This is a genomic window from Burkholderia sp. SIMBA_062 (genome assembly GCF_046534765.1).
GTDB classification, from domain to species: Bacteria; Pseudomonadota; Gammaproteobacteria; order Burkholderiales; family Burkholderiaceae; genus Burkholderia; species Burkholderia ambifaria.
This window is the reverse complement of the sequence record NZ_JAWRYD010000004.1, coordinates 261,608-285,913: the sequence shown is the minus strand read 5'-3', so window position 1 is coordinate 285,913 and position 24,306 is coordinate 261,608. Positions and strand designations below refer to the sequence as shown.

Genomic DNA, 24,306 nt, shown 5'->3' with positions numbered 1-24,306 from the left:
TTGTGTCTCCGGATGGTCCGTTGGCGGACGGGCGCAGGAGGACCTGCCTGCGCCCCGATGGTTGAACGGTGAGGAAAGCGTGTCAGGTGCGGGCCGAGTCGCGCTGGCGATACCGGTCGAGCGCGACCGCGCCGATGATCACGAGCCCCTTGATGATGTACTGCCAGATGTCCGACACGCCGAGCAGCACGAGGCCGTTGGTCAGTACCGCGATGATCAGCGCGCCGATCAGCGTGCCGACGATCGAGCCGACGCCGCCGACGAAGCTCGTGCCGCCGAGGATCACCGCGGCAATCGCGTCGAGTTCGTACGACTGGCCGAGCTGCAGGCCGTTGGCCGCATAGAGCCGCGCGGACGACATCACCGCGCCGAGCCCCGCGAGCAGGCCCGACGCCGCATAGACGAACAGCTGGATCGCCCGCACGTTGATGCCCGACAGCCGCGCGGCTTCCGGATTGCCGCCGACCGAATAGATCCGCATCCCGAGCACCGTGCGGCGCAGGATGAACCACGACAGCGCGATTACCGCGCAGGCGATCACGACGAGCCACGGCACGCCGAGGATCGTGCCGTTGCCGATGAACGCGAATGGCAGTTGCGGGTTGAAGATGGTCGTGTCGTTGCCGATCAGGCGAGCGACCCCGCGCACGGCCGTCATCGCGCCGAGCGTGACGATGAACGGCGGCAGGCGCAGGAACGAGATCAGGCCGCCGTTGATCACGCCGAACCCGAGGCCGACGGCGAGCGCGATCGGCACGCCGAGCCAGCCCCAGCCGGGGATGGTCGACGCGAGCAGCGCGGCGACGGCCGACGCGGCGAGTATCGAGCCGACCGACAGGTCGATGCCGCCCGTCAGGATCACGAAAGTCATGCCGGCCGCGAGCACGATGTTGATCGACGCCTGCTGCGTGACGATCGACAGGTTCTGCAGCGTGAAGAAGCCGTCGGTCAGGAATCCGAAGGCGATGCAGAGGACCAGCAGCACCGGCAGCATGCCGGCGGTGCGCATCAGCGACTGCATGCGTGCGCGATGATCGGCGCCGCGCATCAGCGGCGTACGGGTGGCCACCGGATGGGCCGTCGCGGAAGCGAGGTTCCGCTGCTTGGTCGGGTTGATCATTTCGGTACCTTGAATGAAGAAGGAAATGAAGGGGCCGTGGTCAGTGCGCGTCGGCGAGTTCGGCCTGCGAGCCGGTCGCGAGCGCGATGATCGCTTCCTGCGTGATGGGCGTGTGCGTGTGGCCGCCGAGCTCGCCGGCGATCTCGCCTTCGCGCATGACGAGCACGCGGTCGGCGACACCGATGATTTCCGGCAGTTCGCTGGAGATCACGATCACGCCGACGCCCGCGCGGGCCAGTTCGTTGATGATCCGGTAGATCTCGGATTTCGCGCCGATGTCGACGCCGCGCGTCGGTTCGTCGAGAATCAGCACGCGCGGCTTCGTCTCGAGCAGGCGCGACAGCAGCACTTTCTGCTGGTTGCCGCCCGACAGCGCGCCGACGTTGACGTGAGCGTTCGGCACGCGGATCGACAGCGATGCGATTGCGTCGCGTGCGCGTTGCGCACCGCGTGCGAGATCGAGCGCACCGAGCCGCGCATCGCGGTTGCATACGGAGATGTTGATGTTGTCGCGTACGCTCATGTCGAGGAACAGACCCTGGCGCTTGCGGTCTTCCGTCAGGTAGACGAGGCCGGCGTCGATCGCGTCGCGCGGCGAATGCGCGCCGAACGCGCGGTCGCCGAGCTTCACGTCGCCGCGCGTGCGCGGCTCCGCGCCGAAGATCAGCCGCGCCAGTTCGGTGCGTCCCGCGCCGACGAGCCCGGCGATGCCGAGCACCTCGCCGGCATGCAGGTCGAGGCTGCAGCCGCGCACGCGATCGGCGTCGGCGATGTCGCGCACCGACAGCAGCAGGTGGCCGGGGTCGTACGGCGCATGTTCCTTCTTGTAGAAGCCGGAGATGTCGCGGCCCACCATCATCGCAACGAGCCGCTCGGCCGACAGCGATTCGCGCTCGAGCGTGCCGACGTACGATCCGTCGCGCAGCACCGACACGCGGTCGGACAGTTCGTAGATTTCCGCCATCCGGTGGCTGATGTAGATGATCGCGAGGCCTTCCTCGCGCAACTGGCGGATCAGGCCGAACAGGTGCTCGGTCTCGCGCGACGACAGCGGTGTCGTCGGTTCGTCCATCACGAGGATGCGCGCGCGGGTGTGCACGGCGCGCGCGATCTCGACGAGCTGCTGCTCGGCGATCGACAGCGTGCCGACGAGCGTGTCCGGACCGAACGGCGCACCGAGGCGGGCGAGCACGTCCTGGCAGCCGCGCGCCATCGCCGCGCGGTCGATCGTGCCCCAGCGCCGGTTGCCACGCCGCAGTTCGCGGCCGACGTAGATGTTTTCCGCGACGGTCAGGTTCGGCGCGAGGCACAGCTCCTGGTAGATCACCGCGACGCCCGCATCGCGCGCGGCGAGCGGGCCGTCGACGTCGATGCGCTCGCCGTCGATCAGGATCTCGCCGCCGGCGTCGGCGCGATACGCACCGGACAGGATCTTCATCAGCGTCGATTTGCCCGCGCCGTTCTCGCCCATCAGCGAATGGATCTCGCCCGGATAGACAGTCAGGCTGACGTTGTCGAGCGCGCGCACGGCCGGGAACGTCTTGCTGATCCGGCGCATCTCGAGCAACGGCCGGGACGACTCAGATCGCGACATGGTTGACCTCCTGCGATTCGATGCGGGCGCCCTTGAGGATGCCGGCCCGCGGGGAGAAGTTGAAGAACATCGGCAGCGTCGCGGCGCCGATCGCACCGGCGTCGGCCCCGAACGTGCCGCGTACGAGCGTCGGCGTGCCGCGCGCTTCCGGCGCGGTGGCGACGAGGGCCGCGCGCAGGCGGGTCGTCACCGTGTCGAGCAGACCGGCGTCGGTATCGGCGTCGAGCACCACCACCGGCGCATCGACGACGCACAGCACCGCGCGCAATGCCGGCGCGAGCGCGTCGACGCAGTCATCGATCCATTCGTCGACCGCCGGCAGGCCGCGCGCGATGCAGGCCTCGAGGTCGGCGCGATTCTCGACCGTTTCGCCGTGATGGCGCAGGTGGCGCGCGAGCGCATGCAGCGACGCGCGGGCGAGCAGGATGTCCCACGGGCCGCGCGGCGGCGGTGCGGACGCCAGCCGGCTCGGCGGCACGGGAATCACGGCGATGTCGCCGGCATTGCCGGTCACGCCGCGCAGGCAGTCTCCGTCGACGGCGATGCCGCCGCCGATCGCGGGGCCGATGAACAGGTAGACGAAGTCGTCGCACTGTCGGCCGTACCCGTAGAACAGTTCGGCGATCGCGGCGGCGTTGCCGTCGTTTTCGCCGAACACGGGCAGCGACAGCATGCGCCCCAGATCGCTCGCGAAATCGACGTCTTCCCACGCGCGGAACGTGTCGGGCGCGAGGCCGAGCTCGCGCATCCACGCGCCGAGGTTGTACGGCTGGGCGACGCCGACGCCCGTGAGCCGTGCGCGCTCATGCGCGGGGAGCAGATCCTGCATGGCATCGATGTCGCGCCGCACGATGTCGAGCACGTCGGCGGGCGGGGGAAGTAGCGTGTCGTGCGAGCGGCGGCCGAGCACGTCGCCCGCGAAATTGACGAGCGCCGTCTCGATCCGCATCCGGTCGAGATGGACGCCGATGCCGAACGCACCGCGCGGATCGAGACGGACCAGCGATGCCGGCTGGCCGCGCTGGCCCTCGGTGCGGCCGGCGAATTCGATCAGCTTCGCGTCGGCGAGCGACGCGATGATGCTGCCGACCGCCGTGCCCGTCATGCTCGCGAGACGCGCAAGGTCGGCCTTCGACGCGCTGCCCGCACGGCGCAGCGTCTTCAACAGCAGGCGCTCGTTGTAACGGCGCACGTTGGCCGAGTTGCTTCCCTGGCCGATGTGCGGGCTTCGCATGGCGTCTCCTTCCATGGCGCGTCGTCTGTCGACGCATTAAATAAATCACGTTGATTTATTTAACCGCGTGAGCGCTCGGATGTCAGCCTAGGGAAATCCCGGCTTCGGCCGGAAAAGCATGCCGGGCGTAGGGTTGCGGGCGCGGCAGGTTCTCAGGGTGCGTCGTTGCCAGTTGCGAAGACGCGCAGAATTGGGCTGGCGGCAGAGCTCGCGGTCTCGGACGCCGCATCGTTTCAGCCTGAGCCGACGGAGCGTTTGCTTGACGCCGATGATGCGCGTGAGTTCGTCGGTACGCCCGGCGCGCGGAATGGGGAGGGGGCGGGGCGGGATGAGTCGCGATGTGAACGCGATATCGCGCTTGCGCAAGCGCAAATGAAAAAAAGGCCGGCATAAGCCGTAATGCCGTTCAGTTAAGCAACTGAACGGCATTTTTGTTTTAGGGTTGGAGTCGTAAACGGAGCGACAAGCTGTTAACTTTGGCCGCGATGCTAAGCGGCCATCTAACCTTTCTATTGGATACAGCGCTCGCCGACCTGACTCGGCTAGGCGAGCATCTGCCGCAGGAATGGATCGACCAGGCCATTGATGCCACGGGCACGGCCAGTACCGGCCGATGCCGCTGGCAGTGCCGTGGCTGCCAGCAGAGCAACGGCCATCTAACCTTTCTATTGGATACAGCGCTCGCCGACCTGACTCGGCTAGGCGAGCATCTGCCGCAGGAATGGATCGACCAGGCCATTGATGCCACGGGCACGGCCAGTACCGGCCGATGCCGCTGGCAGTGCCGTGGCTGCCAGCAGAGCAGCAGTCGCCGTAAGCACGAGATTCATGATGTAGCGCCAGAGGATGGGGCAAGCGTACAGTCGACCGTAGATCATGGCGGCCCGCTACAAATCCGTTGCGGCCATGCTCCATATTCTTCGGTCCACTCCGCGCCGGGCGTGCCGATGGGCTGCGCCATGAAGGGAATGCTGCCGCCTTGATGGAGAAAAGGGGACGTATGCAGGTCTCGTCACCTGTAGGGTGGGATTGAATCCGTGAAGATTGCAGCGGTTTCGCTATAATTGACACCTGAACCGTCGAATCTGAAATGAGGCGTTCTCCGTGAAGAAAGCGAGCCTGCAAGCCAAGTTAGACTACTGCTCGAAGACGCGCCGTTCGAACTACGCCGCCAGTCTTCGGCTGGAGGGGTACGAGGTCACCCCGACTGGAGCCAAGCGCAAACTGCGTTCGCGCGAAGATGTGCTGCGCACTTACCGGAAGCCCGCTTGACATTGGATAAGTACGGTACCGGCCAGGATCCGTACTGCTATCCCGATAGCCGTACATTGCGCAACCGGTTGGACATCCGGGGTGACGAAAGGCTTGCGCAAGCCGAGCGCGAACTCTCCGAGATCGCTGCAAGCCAGATCGATTTTTCCCTTCCTCCCTACGATCTGGCCTACCTCAAACAAATCCATCGCGAGCTCTTTCAGGATGTGTACGAGTGGGCGGGTGAGTCTCGCACCATCGACATATCGAAGGGCAACACACGCTTTTGCACTGCCGGCCGCATTGAGCCAGAGGCTCAAAAAATCTTCGAGGCCATGGAGCGCCGTGACTGGTTCGAAGAATTGGATCGTCCTGCGCTGATTGTTGCTGTAGCCGAGAAGTTTGGCGATTTGAATATGATCCATCCCTTTCGTGAAGGGAATGGCCGCGCTCAACGCTTGTTGTTCGAACATCTGATCGTGAATGCAGGGTTCGAAATCAGTTGGTGGCAGGTTGAGGAACCGGAATGGATCGACGCCAACGTGGCCGCAGTGATTTGCGACTATCGGCCGCTCGAGGCGGTATTTGAGCGATGCATCGGGCGGCGGATTGACGAGTAGGCAAGTGCATTACGCGCTACATGAGTTGCATCAGTTGAGCGGCGTAACGAGCAGCTGCAACGCTCGGTTTAAGCTTGCTCACGCGCCGGCCTGCATCAGCAGGCTGGCCTCCAGTGCCGCGATGGCGACGACGCCCGCGATCTCGCTTCACATCAGGCGGCGTCGCGCCTGCGCGTCTTTCTCGCGCGCCAGCAGTCGGCGGCGCATCCACATCCAGCCGCAGGCCGTCGCCGTATAGAGGCACAGCCGCCACACCAGGAAGTAGCCTGCGGCGGTAGCCAGCCACCGCTCCCAGCTGGCAATGCTGCCGGCCAGGTAGATGCCGGTGATGTTGGCCGCCACGGCTGCGGTGAGGATCAGCACCGCTCCCAGCAGCGCCTTCGCTGTTCGCCGGCTGAAAAGCCAGCGCGGCCGCAGCCAGCGTGTGTGGATCAGGCTCGTGGCTTGCTTCCCGGCTTGCCTTCCTGCAACTGATCAAGGCGGCCAGGCACTGTATCGCCCTCGTAGATGCCGCGCGAGCCTGTTGCGCGCGCCGTGGCGTTGGATGATCGCCATTGGCGAGTTGGCGGCCAACGTCCGGCGCAGTTCCAGTTCCGTCTCGAGGTTGCCAATTTCCTGCGCCAGCGCAGCGCTTTCCTGGTCCACGGCGTGGATCGCCAGCTCGTTCGCCGAAACGTTCGGCTCCTTCTTGCCGCCGAGCAGCGTGCGCTGCAGCAGCAGGGCTTTCTCGAGCACGCCGGTCAGTGCCACCTCCGAGGCCAGGCGCTGCCCAAGCAGGTCCTGATCCGGTTCGTCGCGCAGCGCTTCGATGACGCGAGGCAGCTAGGCGAGAGTGCCGAGGCCGCGATGGTGACGGTATCCAGAGCGCATGCGCTACCGGACACCCCGAGCAGGAACGATGCTGCGGCAACGCGCAGACGGCGAGAGGCGGTCATCGGTGCTCCTTCCTGTACTGCGCAATTCGGGCCAGCGCGATCGACACATCCGGCTCCCCGTAGACGACGTAGCGGTGAGCGACCACAACGGCCGGGACTTTGGCCGCGCCCAGGCTCCATGCCTCGGTTACCCCCTGGTAAGCAGCCGCCAGCCGCCGCTGCAGCTCGGGGCCACCTTGCTCCAGACGCCGCTGGGCGATGGGGGCTGCTTTGTCGGCATCTCCCGGCAGGTCCGCAGCCAGTTCGGCCTCGAGCTGTGCCGCGGTGTCCAACTCGACGACGACAGCACCGGCGGGTACACCGCGAACCGGATGCGCCTCGTCGGTAAAAACGTGGAGGTCGGCCGCTAGGACTGGCAACGCGGTGGCAGCCTGCAATGCAAACAGTGCAGTGGCAGCGAGGTGAGGGAGCTTCATGGTGCAGTGCCTGGGAGCGGGTCAGGCATGCATTGCACCGCATACCCGGTGAGTGCTCTACCAAGAATCCGTTTTCGAGATGCACCGCATTCCTTAGCGTTATGCGGGAGCCGTTTTCTCAGGCTTCGATTAGGCTGAAAATTTCAGGGCAGGTCAGCTTTGTGCGAATACACAGAGATTGCCCAAAATCCGCCTGCATCTTGTCCATCACGCGTCAGCCAGCGTCTTTGCTAGACTTTCATCTTTCACGTGACAACGCCCTTCTTGGACATGCTGCACACGATAGGATTTTTGCGCGGGACGGTCTTGAGCTTCTTTGCCGCCCTTACACTTTGTGGCCAGGCCGTCGCCCAGTCTGCGAACGGCGAAACTCAAACGACGAATGAGCCTCCCCGATGGAGGCTCACGAAACCGATGTTGACGTCACGCTTCGGTCATACCGCCGTTTCATTGCCTGATGGCCACGTGTTGGTGACCGGCGGTTTCGGGGGAAAGGGCGGAGGCAGGGTGCTGGCTTCCAGCGAGCTTTATGATGCGGAATCTCAGCGTTGGTTGAAGACCGGCTCCATGACGGTGCCGCTGCTTGCCGCCAAAGCCGTATTGTTGCGCGACGGTAGAGTGCTGGTTGCAGGTGGTCGGTCTGTGGAGACCATCACAGTTTCAACGGGGAGCGTGACCGGACTCTCATTTGATGGCACCCCGTTGGCTGAGATGTATACCCCCGAGCGCGGAGCATGGTCAGCGGTTAGGCCTATGGCGACAGGACGCCTGCGCCATACGCTTACCGCGTTGCAGAACGGCCGAGTGCTTGCCGTCGGAGGCCAGAGCGGCACCAACGATGGTGGGGTCTATGAGGTTCTGGGCTCTGCGGAGCTGTTCGATCCCACTCAAGGTGCGTGGCTGGCCACTGGGTCTATGGCTGCGCACCGTACTTGCCATACCGCCACGGTATTGGCAGACGGCAAGGTGCTTGTCACGGGAGGGCGGACCGAGCAACCTACCTACGGCAGCAAAACGGCAACTTCATCAGCAGAGCTATATGATCCGGCGACTGGCACCTGGACCGAGGCCGCCAACATGAGAGCGGCTCGCTGCGGTCACACGGCGACGCTCCTGCGATCGGGCAAGGTCTTGGTGGCAGGTGGCGAAGATGATGAGAGGGCTGACGAAGATGCGGTGGTCGCCGAAGTTATCAAGGAGAAGGGCCCCAATGTCACGGCGGCGGACCTAGATGCGGCCATTGCTAAGGACGCTCGGCCGTATCTGAATTCGGTGGAGATCTATGATCCGGCCACAGGCCAATGGTCATCCGCAGGGCGCATGAGCGGCGCTCGGTCGGAGCATACGGCGGTGCTGCTGCCTAATGGGAATGTGCTTTTCGCGCGTGGTCGCGACAGCCGGAACTTGAATCTGAATTCGACTGAAATTTACGACGTGACGAAAGGCGCCTCGATCGCCACGGTGCCGATGCAAAACGCTGTTGGAATCTGGGCTACGCTTTCTTTGCTGCCTAACGGCAAGTTGCTGGCGGCGGGCGGCGATCGAGGTTATGTAGAGTCCAAGCCCGGTTTCAGGGAGCGGCTTGCGCGTGGAATTTTTCGGGAAGATGATTTTAACAACAACAGCGCTCTTGCTTCGGCGGAACTGCTGGACTACTGATCGTGTAGCGGCACTCCGCATGCGAATTTTCCAGCACGAAACCATCGAGCAACGAGCTGCGGCAAATAAGAGGAAATTGCTCGTGTCTTCCTGCCACATTCTGGCGGCCACATGTTTTCTGTTGGGCGCGGTCGCCTCTGCTCAGGCGCAGACTTCCGGCCCGTTTGAGCTGAATTGGCCACATCCCGGCGAAAAGCTCGTCTACCAATCGCGAGGCTGTGCCGATGAATGCCGGGAGGCAACGGTGGTGAACAAGCGCACCGGTGTTTTGCTCGCGCGCCTGAGCTGTGATGGAACCGACTTGCCGCTCGCCCTCCATGGCTACCGGCCTGCCGCTGCGCCATCCCGTGTGGATCTCGGCGATTGCAGCCCTGATTCCTAGCCGCCCAAGGGCGTGAACAAGTTTCAGGCCATCCCGGCGGAATTTGAGCGTTTGCTCAAGATGCGCTGATTTTGTGCGGCCGGCAGGCCGCGCCTGTCATCAAGCTATTCACTCCCGGCGCTAGCGCGACCTTGCTCTGAATGCCGGAGGCTACCGGAGCAGGTGGCGGGCGACGCCGGTGGGCCTTTCGGTCGCGGCAGGCTGGTCTTCAGTCGCAAGCATGTCCATGGCCGGCAGCAAGGCATCGCCCTCGATCGGCCCCACAAACTCGAACTTTCGATGTGCCGAAAAATGTACCACTTTGGTGCTGGCTTGCCACGGTCCTCAGTAGATCGTGATGGACGCGCAAAAACGAAAAAGCCCGCAATGGCGGGCTTCTCCGAGGTTCCAGAAAACCCTTATTGGAAGTCTCTGGAGATATAAGTGGTGCCCAGGAGAGGACTCGAACCTCCACGATGTTGCCACCGCTAGGACCTGAACCTAGTGCGTCTACCAATTCCGCCACCTGGGCACGTTTTGCAGTAGCTGCTCGCTGCAAAGAAGCGAAATTATAGCGTGTCTGAAGGATCTGTCAACGGGTTGCGAACGAAAATTATTTGACGGCTTGCTTGCGACGTTGGGCGAGTGCGGTAACGCATCATCGATGTGTCGTGACGTGGGCAGATGTCGCCGCGCGCGTATCAATCCGACGCGGAAATGAAAAAGGCCGGCTAGAAGCCGACCTTTTTAAAAACAGATGGTGCCCAGGAGAGGACTCGAACCTCCACGGTGTTGCCACCGCTAGGACCTGAACCTAGTGCGTCTACCAATTCCGCCACCTGGGCACGTTTCGCTTAATGCAGTGCGAAAGACCGCTATTATAGCGTGTCCGCGATCGCTGTCAACACAATTTCGTCGAAAACGAACAAAAGTACCGCTCCGTCGCAGACGAGCGCCCGCGCAGCGGAACGATCCGCTCGCTTCGTCGCCATCCCTGCGCAACGCCCGTTTCGATGCGGCCGCGTCGTCTCGTCCGCGCGCCCTCCGCGGGAACGACATCGAGGCCCCGCGCCAGCATCCCATCGAAGTGTCTTTTTGCACGCCGCGCCGACACACGGGCCCGGCGTGACATCGAACAGCGAAGCATGAGACAAGTACTAAATTAATGTGTTTCGTTATGGGACAAGGGGTAATTGAACGCGCTGCCCGATAAACATCAAAACGATTCAGGCAACATGGCGGTTTCGCGATCTGCGGCCGAAGCCGCGCGGTCGTGTCTCAACGGACCCGAGCCGCCCGAACGTCAGTGGCGCGGCGGCGCGGCGTGTACGAAGAATGCGGCCGTTCGCAGCAACGATTCACGAAGCGCACACGCTGTAAACACTCGGGTGAAAACAATAACGAGGTAAGCACCCAATGCCTGAATGGCTCAATCGCGTCCGAAAAACAGCGGCCGCCATACAGCCGGGCGTATGGCCGCTCACGGCCGGCGTCGCATTGCTGGCGGCGCTGAGTTGCACGCCGGCGGCCGAAACGCTGCTGTCGCCGCTCGACCGTCTGTACTGGAACCTGGTCGCGAGCCATCTCGACTATGGCGATCGTAGCGAGGTCGCGGTGATTTCGATCGACAGGAAGACGATTGCCGAACTGGGCGGCGCCGGGAGCTATGCGCGTACATCCCATGCGCAGGTGCTCGCTCGGCTCGGCGGCGCGTCGAGCGTCGTGCTCGACATGACGATGTTCGGGCCCGCGCGCGGTGACGATGCGCTCGCGGCCGCGATCGCCCGGCAAGGGCGCGTCGTGCTGCCGGCCCACGCGTCGCCGGAGGCCGTGCATGCCGAGACCGTGCTGCCGCCCGCGCCGCAGTTGCGCGGCGCGGCAGCCGCCGTCGGGCACCGCAGCGCCGTGCTCGGCACTGATTATCTGCTGCAAGGCATCGTGCCCTACGTACGGACAGCCGATTCGGACGACGAACTGCCGCATGTCGCGCTGCAGGCGATTCGCGTCGCGGGCGCGTCGATGCCGACCGGCGACGTACGCGATCACGTGCAGGATCACGTGTCCAAGCTCGGGCACGTCGAAGCGCGCTCGCTTGCGCTGTTTCTGCCGGCGCGCTTCGACCTCGATCGCTATTCGTACGTCGACGTGATGAAGGGGCGCGTCCCCGCGTCGGCATGGCGCGGCCGGATCGTCTTCATCGGCGACACGATGTCCGATCTTTCCGGCGTGTACGACCTGTCGACGCTGGACGGCGGACGGCTGCGCCGCGTCGAGGTCGACGCGCTGGTGACACAGGCGCTGCTCGACGGCCACATCCTGCGGCGCGAGCCGGAGGCCGTCCAGGTCGCGGTGAGCATCGCGGTCGCGACGGGCATGCTGCTGATCTGCTTGCTGGTGCCCGGATGGCGGATGTATGCGTTCGCGCTCGCCTGGCTCGCGATATTCGTCGTCGCCGAAGTGGTGCTGCTCGTGCATTGGTCGTACTGGGCGCCGATCGGGCCGTTGCTCGCCGTGTGCGTACTGATCTTCGCGGTTTGCGGGTGGCGGCGCGCCGGCAGCCTGCGCGCGTTCCTGCTGAACGAATACGGAATGCTGCGCGGGCTGGCCGGCAAGCACGCATTCGTCGGCTTGCCGCACGCGGCAGAAGCCCACCCCGCGATGCCGACGACGGACGAAGTCGAACTCGCCATGCAGCGCATTCGCGCATGGCAGACGGCCTACGTCGACATGATCGAGACGCTGCCTTATCCGATCTTCGTCGAGCGGCGCGGCAGGATGCTGATGTGCAACGCGCGCGGCCGCGTGATGCTCGAGACGCTCGACGCCGACGGCGACGCGGCGGCCCGGCGCGTGCTGACGATCGTGCACGACGAAGTGCTGACCGCCAAGGCGACCGGCAAGATTCATTCGGCCGAGCTCGCGCTGAACGGACGCACGCAGATGATGATGGTGACGCCGTTCGGCGATGGCGACGGGCACAGTTCGACCGCGAGCATGATCTGCCTCGTCGATATCCACAACATCAAGGCCGCGGCTGAAAGCGACCGGCTGACGCTGCGGCACATGGCGCACGATCTGCGTAATCCGCTGTCCACGGTGCTGTCGCTGCTCGAGGAGCGACACCAGGCCGATGGCGCGACCGACGAGGATTTCCTCGCGGACCTGCATCGGCTCGTCGACTACAGCCTGCGCGTCGCGCAGGACTTCACGCAATTGTCGCGCGCCGAGCACCTCGATAAGCACGCGTACGTGCCGGTGTCGGCGAACGATCTCGCGACGGAAGCAGTCGACCAGGTGTGGCACAGCGCGAACGGCAAACGTATCCGTGTCGAGGGCCCGCATTACCACGGCGACGACGTGTTCGTGCTCGGCAATCGCGACATGCTGTTGCGTACGTTGATCAATCTGCTCGACAACGCGATCAAATACTCCACCGACGCGACCGTCGTCGACGTGTGGATCGACGCCGACGAACACCGGGTGTCGGTGACGGTGCAGGATCAGGGGATCGGCATCCCCGCCGACGCGATGCCGCGGCTGTTCGAACCGTTCTTCCAGATCGACGGCATGTATCGCGACGCGAGCCGCGGCGTCGGGCTCGGCCTGCCGTTCGTGAAGGCGGTGATCGAGCGTCACGGCGGATCGGTCGACGTGACGTCGACGCCGGGGCGGGGCAGCCGCTTCATCGTGCGCTTGCCGAGAACCGTTGCGGAAATGCTCGACGACGCGTGAACGAAGGGCAGCCGCCATCGCGGCTTGCGTGCGCGATTCATCGAAGTCGCGCGGGCATTGAAACCGCCCGATCGAAGGCAGGGTCTCCGTATGGACGTCGCGGCCGCGATACGGCGGCGAAGCTTCACGGCGATCGCGGTCCGATTCCGGCGTGTCGCCCGCGGACGCACACAAAAACGCCCTCGCACGACGCGAGGGCGGTACCGGCATCAGCCGTTGTGCGTCAGCAGACGCGGGTTTCGTATCGGCAGGCGCGGCGCGGCGCCCGGGCCGGCCGCGCGTGGCTTGCCGTTTTGCTTACTGCTTGTGTTCCTCCCATGCCTGGTCCCACGCGGTGCCCTTGCCCGGCTCGTAGGCCCAGGCCGCCATCGAGCACCAGTTGGTGTACGGGAACGGCTTGCAACGGTACAGCTCGCCGTTGTTCGAGACGATGTCGCCCGCGTTGTACTTGGTGCCTTCCTTGTACGGCGGATGATTGCCGCCTTCGCCACCGTTGCCGCCACCTTCGCCGCCGCCGTTTCCGCCTTCGCCACCGCCGCCTTCGCCACCGCCGCCTTCGCCGCCGCCGCCGTTGCCGCCTTCGTCGTCACCGTAAAGCGTCCATGCGTCGTTCCACGCGAAGCCCTTGCCCGGTTCGTACGCGACCTGCGCACCCGAGCACCAGCCGCTGTTCGGGAACGGCTTGCACTGATACAGCTTGCCGAGGTTCGACACGATGTCGCCGGCGTTGTACTGCGCGCCGGCCTTGTACGCCGGGTACTTGCCGCCTTCGCCGCCGGCATCCTTCGCCTTCACGAGCACCGTGTGCTTTGCCGTGCTCGACAGCTTGCCGTCGCTGACCGCGACCGAGAACGTGAATGACTGGTCCTTCGCCAGCTCGGGCGCGCTGAACGTCAGCTTCGCGCCGGCCGGTTTCGCCTCGATGCCGGTCGGCACGCTCCACTTGAACGTGAGCTTGTCGCCGTCCGGGTCGGTCGATTTCTCGGCCGACAGCGTGACGGCCTGACCGGCTTGCGCGGTCGCCGGGCCGGCCAGCTGCGCGATTGGCGGACGGTTTTCGCCCGGCGGCGGTTCGACCGTCGCATCGGCCTGCGCGGTCACGACGACCTGCGCGGTGTCCTTCAGGCCGGCCGGATCGCTGACCGTCACACGGAACGTGTACTTCGTGTCTTGTTTGACCGCCGGAACGTCGACGCTCGCCTTCACGCTGGTCGCATCGGTCAGCTTCAGCGGATCGCCGCCGACCTGTTCCCATTTGAAGCTCAACTTGTCGCCGTCGGGGTCGCGCGACTTCGACGCGTCGAGCGTCACGGTCTGCGCACCGGCGACCGTCATGTCGGCGCCTGCATTCGCCACCGGCGGATGGTTTTCGGCGCCGCCGCCTTCGTCGCCGTGGCCGAGGCCCTTGTGCATCGCGTTCAGGATGTCGCCGTTGTCCGCGTCGATTTCCCACGAGAACAGGCCGCCCAACTGATGCGCGCGCACGTAGTCGCCCTTCGCGAGCACCGAGCGCTCGTCGTCGAACGTCAGCAGCTCGCCGGTGCTCTTGTTGAAGACGTACGGCGCTTCGGCCGTCTGGTCATAGTGATACTCGTAGCCGTTGATGCCGGCGTTGTTCGGCCCGATCATCTCGGCCTTGAGCTTCTTGTAGTCGAGAATGCCCCGTTCCCACTGGCCCGTGTGCGGCCCAGTTGCCGTGCCGGTGAACGGGTTGCCGTCGGCGTAGCCGTGCACGCCGGTCCAGCCGCGCGCATACGCGGCCGCGCCGACCACGAGCTTCTTCGGATCGACGCCCTGCGCGAGCAGCGCCTTGATCGAGTTATGCGTGGTGTACGCGGTGTCCGGCCGCCAGTCCGGCGCGTACAGCGCCGCCTGATGACCCAGCTCCGTCAGACTGAACGCACCGTAGTAGTCGTACGTCATGTCGAAGATGTAGTCCATGTACTTCGTGGCTTCCTTGTAGTTCACCACGTCGATCTTGTCCTTGCCCGCGCCGATCGCCGACGTCAGCTCGTACGTCCTGCCGGTTTCCTGCGACAGCGTGTCGAGCATCTGCCGCAGTTCCTTCATCAGCGTCACGTACAGCGGGCCGTCCTTCACCGGATCGCCGAGCGACGGATTCACACCCTTGCCGCCGGGGAACTCCCAGTCGATGTCGACGCCGTCGAAAAACTTCCACGTGCGCAGCAACTGCTCGGTCGAGTCGACGAACACCTTGCGCTTGGCCGGATCGTGCAGATGGAAGAACGGATCCGACAGCGTCCAGCCGCCGATCGACGGCAGAATCTTCAGGTTCGGATTGCGCTTCTTGGCGGCCATCATCTGACCGAGCACGCCCTTGAGCTTCGAGTTCGCCGTTTGGCCCGGCAACGCCTTGGCCATTTCGCCGTAGGTGTCGTGAATCGCGACGCTGAAATCGGGCAGCCCCTTGCAGCTTTGCTGTAGCGTGTTGAACGAACCGGGCAGATCCTTCGCGAGCGACGCGTTCACGTCCGCGCCGCCGCAGATCGGGATGAAGCCGTACAGCATGTGCGTGAGGTTCTCGACCGGCACGTTGTCGACGTTGAACTTGCGATCGTAGATCGACCAGGTCGCGAAGTACGTGCCGACCACCGAGCCGGACGTGTTCGCGTAAGGCTTGTGGTTCTTGCTCGCATTGTCGGGCAGATCGTCCGCGAGCTCGGAAATCGTGTCGAACACGACCACGTCGAGCGGCGCGCTATCGGTCGATGCGCCGTTCGCGTCGATCACGCGCACCTGCATCTTCTTCACGCCGGGCGTCTTGATGTTCGCGACCACCTGGCCGCTTTGCGTGCCGCCTGGCGTCATCCTGACCTCGGACGCCGGGTCCACGACGCCGTCGACCATCGCCACCGCCTTCACCGCGGTGCCGTTGCTCCAGATGTCGAACGGCAGCGGCACGTCGACCTTCTTGTTCAGCTTGACGATGTCCTTGTACGGCGCGACGCCGGCTTTCTGCAGGTCGACTTCGACGAAGCCGTGCGGCTGGGACGTGATTTCGTACTGCTTCAGGCTCGGCTTGCCGGGCGCGGCCAGCGCCGCATTGGCGAAGCTCAGTGCGCTGGCTGCCGCAAGCGCCGCATATGCGACGTGCGCGCGTCGCAGCGAACGACGTCGAATCACGATGCCGGGAGTCCGTTTCTTCGATTTCAATTTGATAGCCATCCATCCTGGTGTTGAAAAATGAGTGCCGTGAAAGCCAGCACATTCTTTTTCGCGGACGGATCGACGGCAACGAATCTCAACGCAATCTCAACGCATGCGATGCGAACACAGCCGGCCCGGCGCGTACCGCGTATCGGGCAGGAGAACGACTCATCGCCGAGAGATCGTTGAGGGATCGTTGAGGAAGCTACGCCCAGGCGCGGCGCGTGACGATACTGCGCCCGGCGTTTCGTCGGCGGCGCCTGCGCCATGCGAACCCCGACGTGCGCTTCCGATTCGTCGAATCGGATGCTCCATTCCACTATTCAATCAACAGAACCAGATTCAGATGAGAAACCGAACTGCGAAAAAGACTCTCTTTACCGTGTCGCCGCTCGTCGCCTGTGCGTCGATGTTCTTCGCGCAAGCCGCGTTTGCGCACGGCTATCTGTCGGAGCCGCCGTCGCGTGGCCTGCTGTGCAGCTCGAAGGCAGGCAAGATCGAAAACTTCAACTGCGGCTCGGTCGCGTATGAACCGCAAAGCATCGAGGGCAAGCAGGGTTTCCCGGCCGCCGGCGCGCCGGACGGCGAGATCGCGAGCGGCGGCATCGCGCAGTTCAGCGAGCTGAACGAACAGGCTGTCGATCGCTGGAAGATCAACGACATCAAGCCGGGCGCGCATCGGTTCAAGTGGACGTTTACCGCGCCGCACGTGACGAAGGACTTCAAGTACTACCTGACGAAGCAGGGCTGGAATCCGAACGCGAAGCTCACGCGCGAGCAGTTCGACCTGACGCCGTTCTGCACGATCGATGGCGGGATGAAGAAAGCCGACGAGATCGGCCCGCACAACTGCACGATTCCGTCGGACAAGAAGGGCCATCACGTGATGCTGACGACGTGGCACGTCGGCGACACGGCCGGCATGTTCTACAACGTCGCCGATCTGAACATCACGGACGCCGGCGGCCCGACCGAGCCGGGCAAGCCGAACTGGTCGAACGTCGGCAGCATCGCGCCGACGATGGACCTGAAGACCGGCGACAAGGTGTCGAACCGCGTGTTCAAGTCGGGCGGCGAAGTGCCGTCGATGAAGACCACGGTCACGATCGGTTCCGCACAGCAGGGCGAGCGCAACGTGTGGCCGATGCTGCTCGCGAAGGAGATCAACCGCACGCAGGCGGCGAGCCTGATCGCCGGCATCGAGCGCGACGGTCGCATCGAGCCGTCGCTCGGCAAGAACGACGTGTTCTCGAAGCGCGACAGCGGCATCGTGCGCACCGAGACGACGATCGATCACAAGCCGGAAGGCGGCATCGACGAAGGCTTCAGCATCACGAACAACGGCGAGTTCAAGATCCGGAACGGCAAGGCCACCGCGAAGTTCTTCATGAAGTTCAACCACGCGAAGGACACGAACGTGACCGTGAAGGTCTACGACGCATCGAACTCGATGGTCGGCTCGAAGTCGGCGACGATGCGCATGCAGGGCGACCTGAGCGTCGACATCGCGAACGCGAAGGCGGGCAACCATACGGCGGTCGCGACGTCGCAGATCGACGGCGGCACGCTGAAGCAGGAAACCACGACGTTCAAGCTGGTCAGCGAGTCGGGCGGCGGCGAGGGCGCGCAGTGTCAGGCCGAATGGAAGCAGGGCACGGCCTATACGGGCGGCGCGAAGGTGCAGTACAAGGGCCGCACGTACGAGGCGCGCTGGTGGACCCAGAACGAGATGCCGGGAGACCCGGCATCGACGGGCGCCGATCACACCGGCAAGGTGTGGAAGGACCTGGGCGCCTGCGCCAAGTAACGACCTGAGCGCGCGATGACGCACGCCGCACGCATTCATGCGTGCGGCGTCTTCATTTCGCACACGCCTTTCGCACACGCACTTCGCACACACGCGCGGCGGCGGAAACAGGCTTTGATACTTCGTTGATAAAGGTGGTGACGTTTCCGTTCCCCCCGGAAAATCGCTTCATCGATCGGCGCTTTCTTTCGCTCAATCGAATTCGCATTCCCGAAAGTGCCTCATTCACCTGCCGTCTGCAACACGACGGCGCCCGGCCGCCGCGCGCGCGCCGGGATCTCCGCAGAGGGCAAACGACGTGAAACCGGACTATCTGAAATGGACCAGGCAACGCGGCCAGCGGGGCTTCACGCTGCTGGAGCTGTTGGTCGTACTGCTGATCATTGCGCTGTTGGCCGGCTATGTCGGACCGAAGCTGTTTTCGCAGGTCGACAAGGCCAAGGTCAAGTCGACGCAAGCGCAGATGAAGACGCTGGGCGACGCGGCCACGCAATTCCGGCTCGACACCGGCCGTTATCCGAGCGCCGAAGAAGGGCTTGACGCGCTCGTCGCGCAGCCGCAGGGCGCCGATGGCTGGAACGGACCGTATCTCGCGAAGGCCGTGCCGAAGGACGGCTGGGGCCGCGCATATCAATGGAACGTGCCGGGCCGCGACGGCGAGGCGGAGATCGTGTCGCTCGGGCGGGACGGTCGGGTCGGCGGGAGCGATATCGATGCGGATCTCGTCTACGGCATGTAATGGCCCGCGCCGCTGGATCGCCGGGGCGGCGCTGTTCGCCGCCTGCGCATCCGGCGCCGCTGCCAAGGATTGCTGGAGCCGGGCCGGCGAGCGGCATGGCATCGATCCGTTGCTGCTGGTCGCGATCGCGAAAGTGGAATCCTCGCTGAATACGCGCGCGATGAACTGGAACCGGAACGGCACTTACGACATCGGGCTGATGCAGATCAACAGCTCGCACCTGCCGCGTCTCGTCAAGGTCGGCGTCACGCACAAGCGGCTGCTCGACGAGCCGTGCACGTCGATCGATACCGGCGCGTCGATTCTCGCCGACTTCATCGAGCGGCACGGCTACACGTGGAATGCGGTCGGCGCGTACAACGCCGGATCGTCGACGAAGCGCGAGCCCGCGCGCAAGGCTTATGCGACCAAGGTCTGGCGCGCGTACCGAGCGCTGACGCAGGATCGCGCCGCGAGCCGCGCGATGCTCGACGAATGGCGGCGGTAGCGATGCATGCATTTCGGGTACGTGTGCTCGCCGACGGCAAGGTCACGCAGCAGACGATCGACGGCGCGAGCGAGACGGACGTACGTGCCCGGTTCGCCGGGCAGGGCGGCGTCGTGCTCGAGATCCGGCGCACCGCGCGCATCGGCGCCCGCCGGCGCGCGCCGAAGTTCGCGCTGGCGCTGTTCCTCCAGGAACTGTCGACGCTGCTTGACGCGGGCCTCGTGCTGATCGAAGCGCTCGAGGCGTTGCGCGACAAGGCCGATTCGGGCAAGGACGCGAAGCGCGTGATCGACCGGATTCTCGCGGTGATGACTGAAGGGCGGCCGTTGTCGGCGGCGCTCGCGCAGCAGCCGGCCCTCTTTCCGCCGCTGCTGGTCGCGACGATCGAATCGTCGGAGGGAAGCGGGCAGTTGCCGGTCGTGCTCAAGCGTTATCAGCAATATGAAGTGCGAATCGAACAGGTTCGCAAGCGCGTGACCGGTGCGCTGATCTATCCGGCTGTCGTGATCGGCGTTGGCATCGCGATTCTGCTGTTCATGGCGTTCTTCGTGATTCCGCGCTTCGCGGTGGTGTTCGAGTCGCTCGCGACGCTGCCGGCGACCGCGCGCGCGATGCTCTGGTGGGCGAGCCTGCTGCGCGAGAACGGGATGGCGGTCGGGCTTGCCGTCGCGGCATCGATCGCGGGCGCGGTGCTCGCGATCCGCTCGGCAGGCGTCAAGCGCGCCATGCAGCGCCTGATGTGGTGCGCGCCGAAAATGCGCGACATCTGCGCGCTGTTCGCGCTCACGCGATTCTATCGGACCGTCGGCCTGCTGATCGCGGGCGGCACGCCGGCGATCGTCGCGCTGGAGTTGTCCGGCAAGGTGCTTCCCGAGCATTTTCGTGCGCGGCTTGCCGTCGCGCTGACCGAGATGCGCGCCGGGCGGCCGGTGGCGGCCGTGCTGGCCGCGCATGCATTGACGACATCGGTCGCCGAGCGGCTGCTGCGCGTGGGCGAACAGAGCGGCGACCTCGGCGGGATGTGCGAGCACATCGCGCAGTTTCACGACGGCGCGCTCGACCGCGCGATCGAGATGCTCAGCAAGGTGTTCGAACCGGTGCTGATGCTCGCGGTCGGTGCGACGGTCGGCGCGGTCGTCGTGCTGCTCTACATGCCGATCTTCGAATTGGCCGGCAGCGTCGGCTAGCGAGCCGGCCGGCAACGCGTTCGCGACCCCGCTGGCCAACAGGAGAAAACCGCATGAAAACGGAACACCTCGTTCAACGCTGGCAGGCGGAATCCGCCGCATCCGGCGTAGGCTTCGCGCAATACGTCGACAGCCTGCTCGCCGCCGATCCGACGCGGCTCGCGCCGGCCGCTGCGTGCGTCGGACTCGGCGCGGTCGACGCGAACGCGTTGCGCGCCGCGCCGACGCGCTTCGACCTGCTGCCGCTGCACGACGCGCTGACCTGGCGCGTGCTGCCGGTCGAACTCGATGGCGCGCCGTGCGTCGTCGTCGCGGATCCGTTCGCGCGCCACGTGCGCGACGAACTGCTCGCGCGCTTCGGCGCGCGACCGGTCGGACTCGCGATGAGCACGCCGGGCGAAGTCGAGCGGCTGCTCGGCGAGATCGAATCGAACGAGCGGCTGATGGACGACGTGACGATCGATACGCACGGCGACTCGCTCGCGCAGGCGATCGAATCGATCTCGCTCGCGAGCATCGCGAAGGACGAGAGCCCGATCATCCGGCTCGTCAACACGACGCTCTACGACGCGCTGCAGAGCCGCGCCAGCGATATCCATCTCGAGGCGGTGCCGGACGGCCTGTCGATCCGTTATCGAATCGACGGTGTGCTGCAGTCGATCCGTCACATCCCGGGGCTCGACGCGGCCGCGCAGACGCTGTCGCGCCTGAAGGTGCTCGCGTCGCTCGACATCGCGGAGCGGCGGGTGCCGCAGGACGGCCGTTTCAAGGTCGTGATGCAAGGGCGCGAAATCGATTTCCGCGTGTCGATCATTCCGGGCACCCATGGCGAAAACGCGGTGATGCGGGTGCTCGACAAATCGCAGCGCGGCGAGCGCGTGAACCTCGACGTGCTCGGCTTCGACGCGCAGACGGCGCGGCGCGTGCGCTCGCTCGCGCATCGGCCTTACGGGCTGATGCTCGTGACCGGGCCGACCGGCAGCGGCAAGTCGACGACGCTGTACGCGGTGCTGTCGGAAGTCAACACCGGCGACGACAAGATCATCACGATCGAGGACCCGGTCGAGTACGAGCTGACGGGCGTGATGCAGATTCCGGTCAACGAGCGGAAGGGGCTGACCTTCGCGCGCGGGCTGCGCTCGATCCTGCGGCACGATCCGGACACGGTGATGGTCGGCGAGATCCGCGACGAGGAAACCGCCTCCATTGCCGTGCAGTCCGCGCTCACCGGCCACCGTGTGTTGTCGACCGTGCACGCGAACGACGGGTTCAGCGTGATCGACCGCTTCATCTACATGGGCGTCGAGCCGTCGACATTTCTCGAAGCGTTGAACGGCGTCGTGTCGCAGCGCCTGGTTCGGCGCATCTGCGCGCGCTGCGGCGACGCGGCCGCGCATGGCGCCGACCTGCACGGCGCGACGCTCGACGAACTGAAGCGCGCGGTCACGCCCGGCGCGGGCTGCGACACGTGTCGCGGCACCGGCTATCACGGGCGGATCGGGCTCGCGGAAGTGCTGATGCTCGATACGGCGATGAAGGCCGCGTTGCTCGAGCGTTCGCTCGACAAGCGTACGCACGCGCTCGCCGAGCATCCCGACTACCGGTCGATGCGCGACGCGGGGCTCGCGGCGATCCGCGCGCGGCTGACGACGTTCCACGAGGTGCAGCGTGCGATCGCCGTGGAATAACGTGTTCGCGCTGCTCGACGCCGATACGCTTCGCGTGTGGACGAACGAAGGCTGGCGCGCGCGGCGCACCGGCGAACCGCACGTCGTCGTCGCACACGACGGCCTGCCGGCCGAAGCGCTGGCCCAGGTGCTCGGCGGCCTGCCGAAAGCGCGCCTGCCTATGCGCAACCGCGTCCATGTCGTCGTCGGCCATCCGTGGACGCACGGCGTCGTGCTGCCGTGGCAGGACGGGCTGGTGTCGGACGCCGCGTGGGATGGCTATGCGCGCGCGCTGTTCGCGGCCCGCGCGCAGCGCGGTGCGCTGCGCATCCGCATCGAAGCCGCGCGGCGCGGCCGTACGCGCCTCGCCGTGGCGGCCTGCGACACGCTGCTCGCGTCGCTCGCGCAGACGAGCCGCGCGGCCGGCTGGCGGCTCGTCAGCGTGCGCGATGCGTTGTCCGCGTCGCTCGATGCGTACGCGGGCCGCCTCAACGGCGACGACTGCCGCTATGCGCTGCTGCAGCCGCGCGTCGTGACGTGCGTGTTTCGCCGCGCGGGCGAGTGGGCCGAGATGGTCACGCTGCCGCGCGCGGGCGGTGCGCGGCTCGACGACTGGTTCGCCGCCGCGGCGCTGATGACCGGGCAGCCGCCCGTGGGCGCGGCTTTTGCGAGCGCGCTCGATGGACCGTTGCCGGCCGCGGAAGGCGTCACACCGCTCGACGGCCGCACCGACGACTTGCACGCATGCGGGCCGGAGAAGCTTGCATGAAGCGTCTGACCGAACTGGATTTCGCGACGCCGCGCGCGCGCGTCACGCCGTGGGCGGCGCTCGCCCTGGGCTGCGCGTTGTTGTGCGGCACGTTCGCCGCGAGCGAATGGTCGCGTGTCGACCGGCTGCGCGATGAAGTCGACGGCATCGAAAACCGCATCGACGAGCGCAAGCGCGCGATCCAGCGCGAGCAGCGCAGGCAGAAGACCATGACGCCGGAGCAGCGCCGCATCGAACGCGTGCTCGCCGAGCAGGCGACGCGTGCGCAAGGCTCGGGGCTGCCGGTGATCGACTGGATCGAGCACGCGTGGACGCCGCGGATCGCGCTGAAGTCGCTGACGGTCGACCAGGCCGGCCGCGAAGCGCGCATCGAAGGCGGCGCGGCGGAGCTGTCGCACATCTACCTCTTCGTCGACCGCCTGAACGACCGCCACCCGGACCGCAAGATCGGCCTGTTGCAGCACCGCACGAAGGCGGAGGACGGCAAGAACATCTTTCACTTCAGCGTGAGCATCGAACACCCATGACGAACCTCGAAGCGATCGACATGACGGCGCTCGCCGCGCGGCTGCGCTGGGGCGCCTATGTCGCGGCCCGCAAGCTCGGCATGCCTGGGCTGCTGGCGGGCGGCTTGGTGCTCGCGCTGCTCGGCGTGCAGGCGTTTCATCTGCAGCCGGTGGCCGAACGTCTCGAAGCCGAGCGCGACGCGCGCACGCAGGAACTGGCCGCGCTGCCGAAGCCGGGCCGCCAGGCCGGCAGCGGCGGCATGACATTGCAGCAGGTGCAGCAACTGCGCAGCAGCGAGCAGGCGTACTCGATCTTCCAGATCCTGTCGCAGCACGGGATGGATCGCAGGCACGCAACCTATCGCCGCGAAGTCGAAGTGAAGGGCAAGCTGCGCCGGCTCACGATCGGCATCGCGATGAGCGGCAGCTATGTCGGGCTGCGCGAAGCGATGCGCGAGATCGCCGACCAGCCGATGGTGCGCATCGACGGCGTGTCGATCGAACGTGACCGGATCGACAGTGCGAACGTGACCGCCGACCTGCGGGTCAGCCTGTGGGGGCCGGACACATGATGCGCGCGCCCCGGAGCCTGATCGCGGCCGCCCTCGCGCTGGCTTGCATCGCGGGCGGCAGCGTCGCGCACGAGCGCGCCGCCCCCGCCCCGATCGTCGACGTCTTTCCGGCGCAGAGCTGGACGTCGCTTGGCGTCGACCCGGCGCCTCCGGCCGCGTCGCCGGAACCGGAGCCCGAGCCCGCAACCGAGCCGCCGTCGCTCGACGATCCTATCGACGGGCCGCCCGTCGCGCCGCCGCCGCCGTTCGAGATCGCCGGCGAATGGCGCGAGAACGGCCGGCGCATCGTCGTGCTGGAAGGCGTGGGCCGGAAATTCCTGTTGTGCGAAGCGCGCTGCGGCGTGCGCGATGCCGTGCTGCCGGGGGGCGAGATCGCCGAAGGCTACCGGCTGAAGAAACTGGGCGAAGAGGGCGCGGTGACCGTGACCCGGGACAGCACCGACGTCGAGCTGTCGCCCCCCGTCCCGACCCGATGAACCCGA

General features: G+C 65.6%; 20 protein-coding genes, 2 tRNA genes and 3 pseudogenes. 15 read left to right on the top strand and 10 right to left on the bottom strand.

All coding sequences use genetic code 11. The features are described 5' to 3' along the window. Positions 1–82: 82 nt before the first annotated feature. Genes SB786_RS06260 through SB786_RS06250 form a run of 3 tightly spaced genes read right to left on the bottom strand, consistent with a single transcriptional unit; the run spans position 83 to position 3,948 of the window. Positions 83–1,120: an ABC transporter permease subunit gene (locus SB786_RS06260; protein ID WP_410726753.1), complete on the bottom strand. Its 1,038-nt coding sequence runs from the start codon at positions 1,118–1,120 to the stop codon at positions 83–85. Positions 1,121–1,160: 40 nt separating this feature from the next. After that, the gene (locus SB786_RS06255; protein WP_284891614.1) at positions 1,161–2,714 is read right to left on the bottom strand and encodes a sugar ABC transporter ATP-binding protein; all 1,554 of its coding nucleotides are present in this window, start codon (positions 2,712–2,714) and stop codon (positions 1,161–1,163) included. Continuing rightward, on the bottom strand, positions 2,701–3,948 hold the full coding sequence (locus SB786_RS06250) for an ROK family protein (protein ID WP_410726752.1): 1,248 nt from the start codon (positions 3,946–3,948) through the stop codon (positions 2,701–2,703). Before SB786_RS06250 ends, SB786_RS06255 begins: the two co-directional genes overlap by 14 nt. A gap of 485 nt (positions 3,949–4,433) precedes the next feature. Between SB786_RS06250 and SB786_RS06245 the strand changes: the two are divergent. Next, positions 4,434–4,568: pseudogene (locus SB786_RS06245) on the top strand (DDE transposase); the annotation flags it as partial. A gap of 78 nt (positions 4,569–4,646) precedes the next feature. On the opposite strand, the gene SB786_RS06240 reads toward SB786_RS06245, so the two are convergent. Next, positions 4,647–4,778, bottom strand: coding sequence for a hypothetical protein (locus tag SB786_RS06240; protein WP_410726809.1), 132 nt, complete (start codon positions 4,776–4,778; stop codon positions 4,647–4,649). A gap of 274 nt (positions 4,779–5,052) precedes the next feature. On the opposite strand from SB786_RS06240, the gene SB786_RS06235 reads away from it, so the two are divergent. Continuing rightward, complete coding sequence (locus SB786_RS06235; protein ID WP_410726751.1) at positions 5,053–5,220, top strand: YhfG family protein; 168 nt, start codon at positions 5,053–5,055, stop codon at positions 5,218–5,220. Next, on the top strand, positions 5,217–5,819 hold the full coding sequence (locus tag SB786_RS06230; protein WP_410726750.1) for a putative adenosine monophosphate-protein transferase Fic: 603 nt from the start codon (positions 5,217–5,219) through the stop codon (positions 5,817–5,819). The genes SB786_RS06235 and SB786_RS06230 overlap by 4 nt, the downstream gene beginning before the upstream one ends. A 78-nt stretch (positions 5,820–5,897) precedes the next feature. On the opposite strand, the pseudogene SB786_RS06225 reads toward SB786_RS06230, so the two are convergent. The 3 genes and pseudogenes from SB786_RS06225 to SB786_RS06215 form a co-directional block, all read right to left on the bottom strand. Then, positions 5,898–6,251, bottom strand: a pseudogene (locus SB786_RS06225) (hypothetical protein). Next, positions 6,251–6,632 (bottom strand): annotated as a pseudogene (locus tag SB786_RS06220) (integrating conjugative element protein); the annotation flags it as partial. The pseudogenes SB786_RS06220 and SB786_RS06225, both read right to left, overlap by 1 nt. A gap of 118 nt (positions 6,633–6,750) precedes the next feature. Then, positions 6,751–7,170, bottom strand: a complete 420-nt coding sequence (locus SB786_RS06215; RefSeq protein ID WP_410726749.1) for a TIGR03757 family integrating conjugative element protein — start codon at positions 7,168–7,170, stop codon at positions 6,751–6,753. Positions 7,171–7,587: 417 nt separating this feature from the next. On the opposite strand from SB786_RS06215, the gene SB786_RS06210 reads away from it, so the two are divergent. Together SB786_RS06210 and SB786_RS06205 are read left to right on the top strand one after the other, a co-directional pair. Further along, entirely contained in the window at positions 7,588–8,829 is a 1,242-nt protein-coding gene (locus SB786_RS06210) for a kelch repeat-containing protein (protein ID WP_410726748.1), read from the top strand. 19 nt (positions 8,830–8,848) lie between these two features. Continuing rightward, complete coding sequence (locus SB786_RS06205) at positions 8,849–9,211, top strand: hypothetical protein (protein ID WP_410726747.1); 363 nt, start codon at positions 8,849–8,851, stop codon at positions 9,209–9,211. Positions 9,212–9,635: 424 nt separating this feature from the next. Here SB786_RS06205 and SB786_RS06200 read toward each other — a convergent pair. Together SB786_RS06200 and SB786_RS06195 are read right to left on the bottom strand one after the other, a co-directional pair. Beyond that, positions 9,636–9,722 (bottom strand) — tRNA-Leu (locus SB786_RS06200). A 226-nt stretch (positions 9,723–9,948) separates the two neighbouring features. After that, positions 9,949–10,035 (bottom strand) — tRNA-Leu (locus tag SB786_RS06195). A 571-nt stretch (positions 10,036–10,606) separates the two neighbouring features. Here SB786_RS06195 and SB786_RS06190 point away from each other — a divergent pair. Further along, positions 10,607–12,922: an ATP-binding protein gene (locus tag SB786_RS06190; RefSeq protein ID WP_410726746.1), complete on the top strand. Its 2,316-nt coding sequence runs from the start codon at positions 10,607–10,609 to the stop codon at positions 12,920–12,922. 297 nt (positions 12,923–13,219) lie between these two features. Here the strand turns inward: SB786_RS06190 and SB786_RS06185 are convergent, their stop codons facing one another. Next, the gene (locus SB786_RS06185) at positions 13,220–16,066 is read right to left on the bottom strand and encodes a glycosyl hydrolase family 18 protein (RefSeq protein ID WP_410726745.1); all 2,847 of its coding nucleotides are present in this window, start codon (positions 16,064–16,066) and stop codon (positions 13,220–13,222) included. A gap of 370 nt (positions 16,067–16,436) precedes the next feature. Between SB786_RS06185 and gbpA the strand changes: the two genes are divergently transcribed. The 9 genes from gbpA (at position 16,437) to SB786_RS06140 (ending at position 24,300) form a co-directional block, all read left to right on the top strand. Beyond that, on the top strand, positions 16,437–17,897 hold the full coding sequence (gbpA, locus tag SB786_RS06180) for an N-acetylglucosamine-binding protein GbpA (protein WP_410726744.1): 1,461 nt from the start codon (positions 16,437–16,439) through the stop codon (positions 17,895–17,897). A 298-nt stretch (positions 17,898–18,195) separates the two neighbouring features. After that, complete coding sequence (gene gspG / locus SB786_RS06175) at positions 18,196–18,636, top strand: type II secretion system major pseudopilin GspG (RefSeq protein WP_410726743.1); 441 nt, start codon at positions 18,196–18,198, stop codon at positions 18,634–18,636. Next, a complete protein-coding gene (locus SB786_RS06170) occupies positions 18,611–19,123 on the top strand; it encodes a lytic transglycosylase domain-containing protein (RefSeq protein ID WP_410726742.1) in 513 nt (170 codons plus the stop codon). The genes gspG and SB786_RS06170 overlap by 26 nt, the downstream gene beginning before the upstream one ends. Before the next feature lie 2 nt (positions 19,124–19,125). Further along, complete coding sequence (locus SB786_RS06165) at positions 19,126–20,310, top strand: type II secretion system F family protein (RefSeq protein ID WP_410726741.1); 1,185 nt, start codon at positions 19,126–19,128, stop codon at positions 20,308–20,310. 53 nt (positions 20,311–20,363) lie between these two features. Beyond that, positions 20,364–21,998, top strand: coding sequence for a GspE/PulE family protein (locus SB786_RS06160; RefSeq protein ID WP_410726740.1), 1,635 nt, complete (start codon positions 20,364–20,366; stop codon positions 21,996–21,998). After that, positions 21,979–22,746 carry a hypothetical protein gene (locus SB786_RS06155; RefSeq protein WP_410726739.1) on the top strand — a complete coding sequence of 256 codons (768 nt, stop codon included), beginning with the start codon at positions 21,979–21,981 and terminating at the stop codon, positions 22,744–22,746. The genes SB786_RS06160 and SB786_RS06155 overlap by 20 nt, the downstream gene beginning before the upstream one ends. After that, positions 22,743–23,273 (top strand): hypothetical protein, encoded by a 531-nt coding sequence (locus SB786_RS06150; protein ID WP_410726738.1) that lies wholly within the window; start codon positions 22,743–22,745, stop codon positions 23,271–23,273. The genes SB786_RS06155 and SB786_RS06150 overlap by 4 nt, the downstream gene beginning before the upstream one ends. Continuing rightward, entirely contained in the window at positions 23,270–23,824 is a 555-nt protein-coding gene (locus SB786_RS06145) for a hypothetical protein (protein WP_410726737.1), read from the top strand. Before SB786_RS06150 ends, SB786_RS06145 begins: the two co-directional genes overlap by 4 nt. Beyond that, entirely contained in the window at positions 23,824–24,300 is a 477-nt protein-coding gene (locus SB786_RS06140) for a hypothetical protein (RefSeq protein WP_410726736.1), read from the top strand. The genes SB786_RS06145 and SB786_RS06140 overlap by 1 nt, the downstream gene beginning before the upstream one ends. The last annotated feature ends 6 nt before the right edge of the window (positions 24,301–24,306 follow it).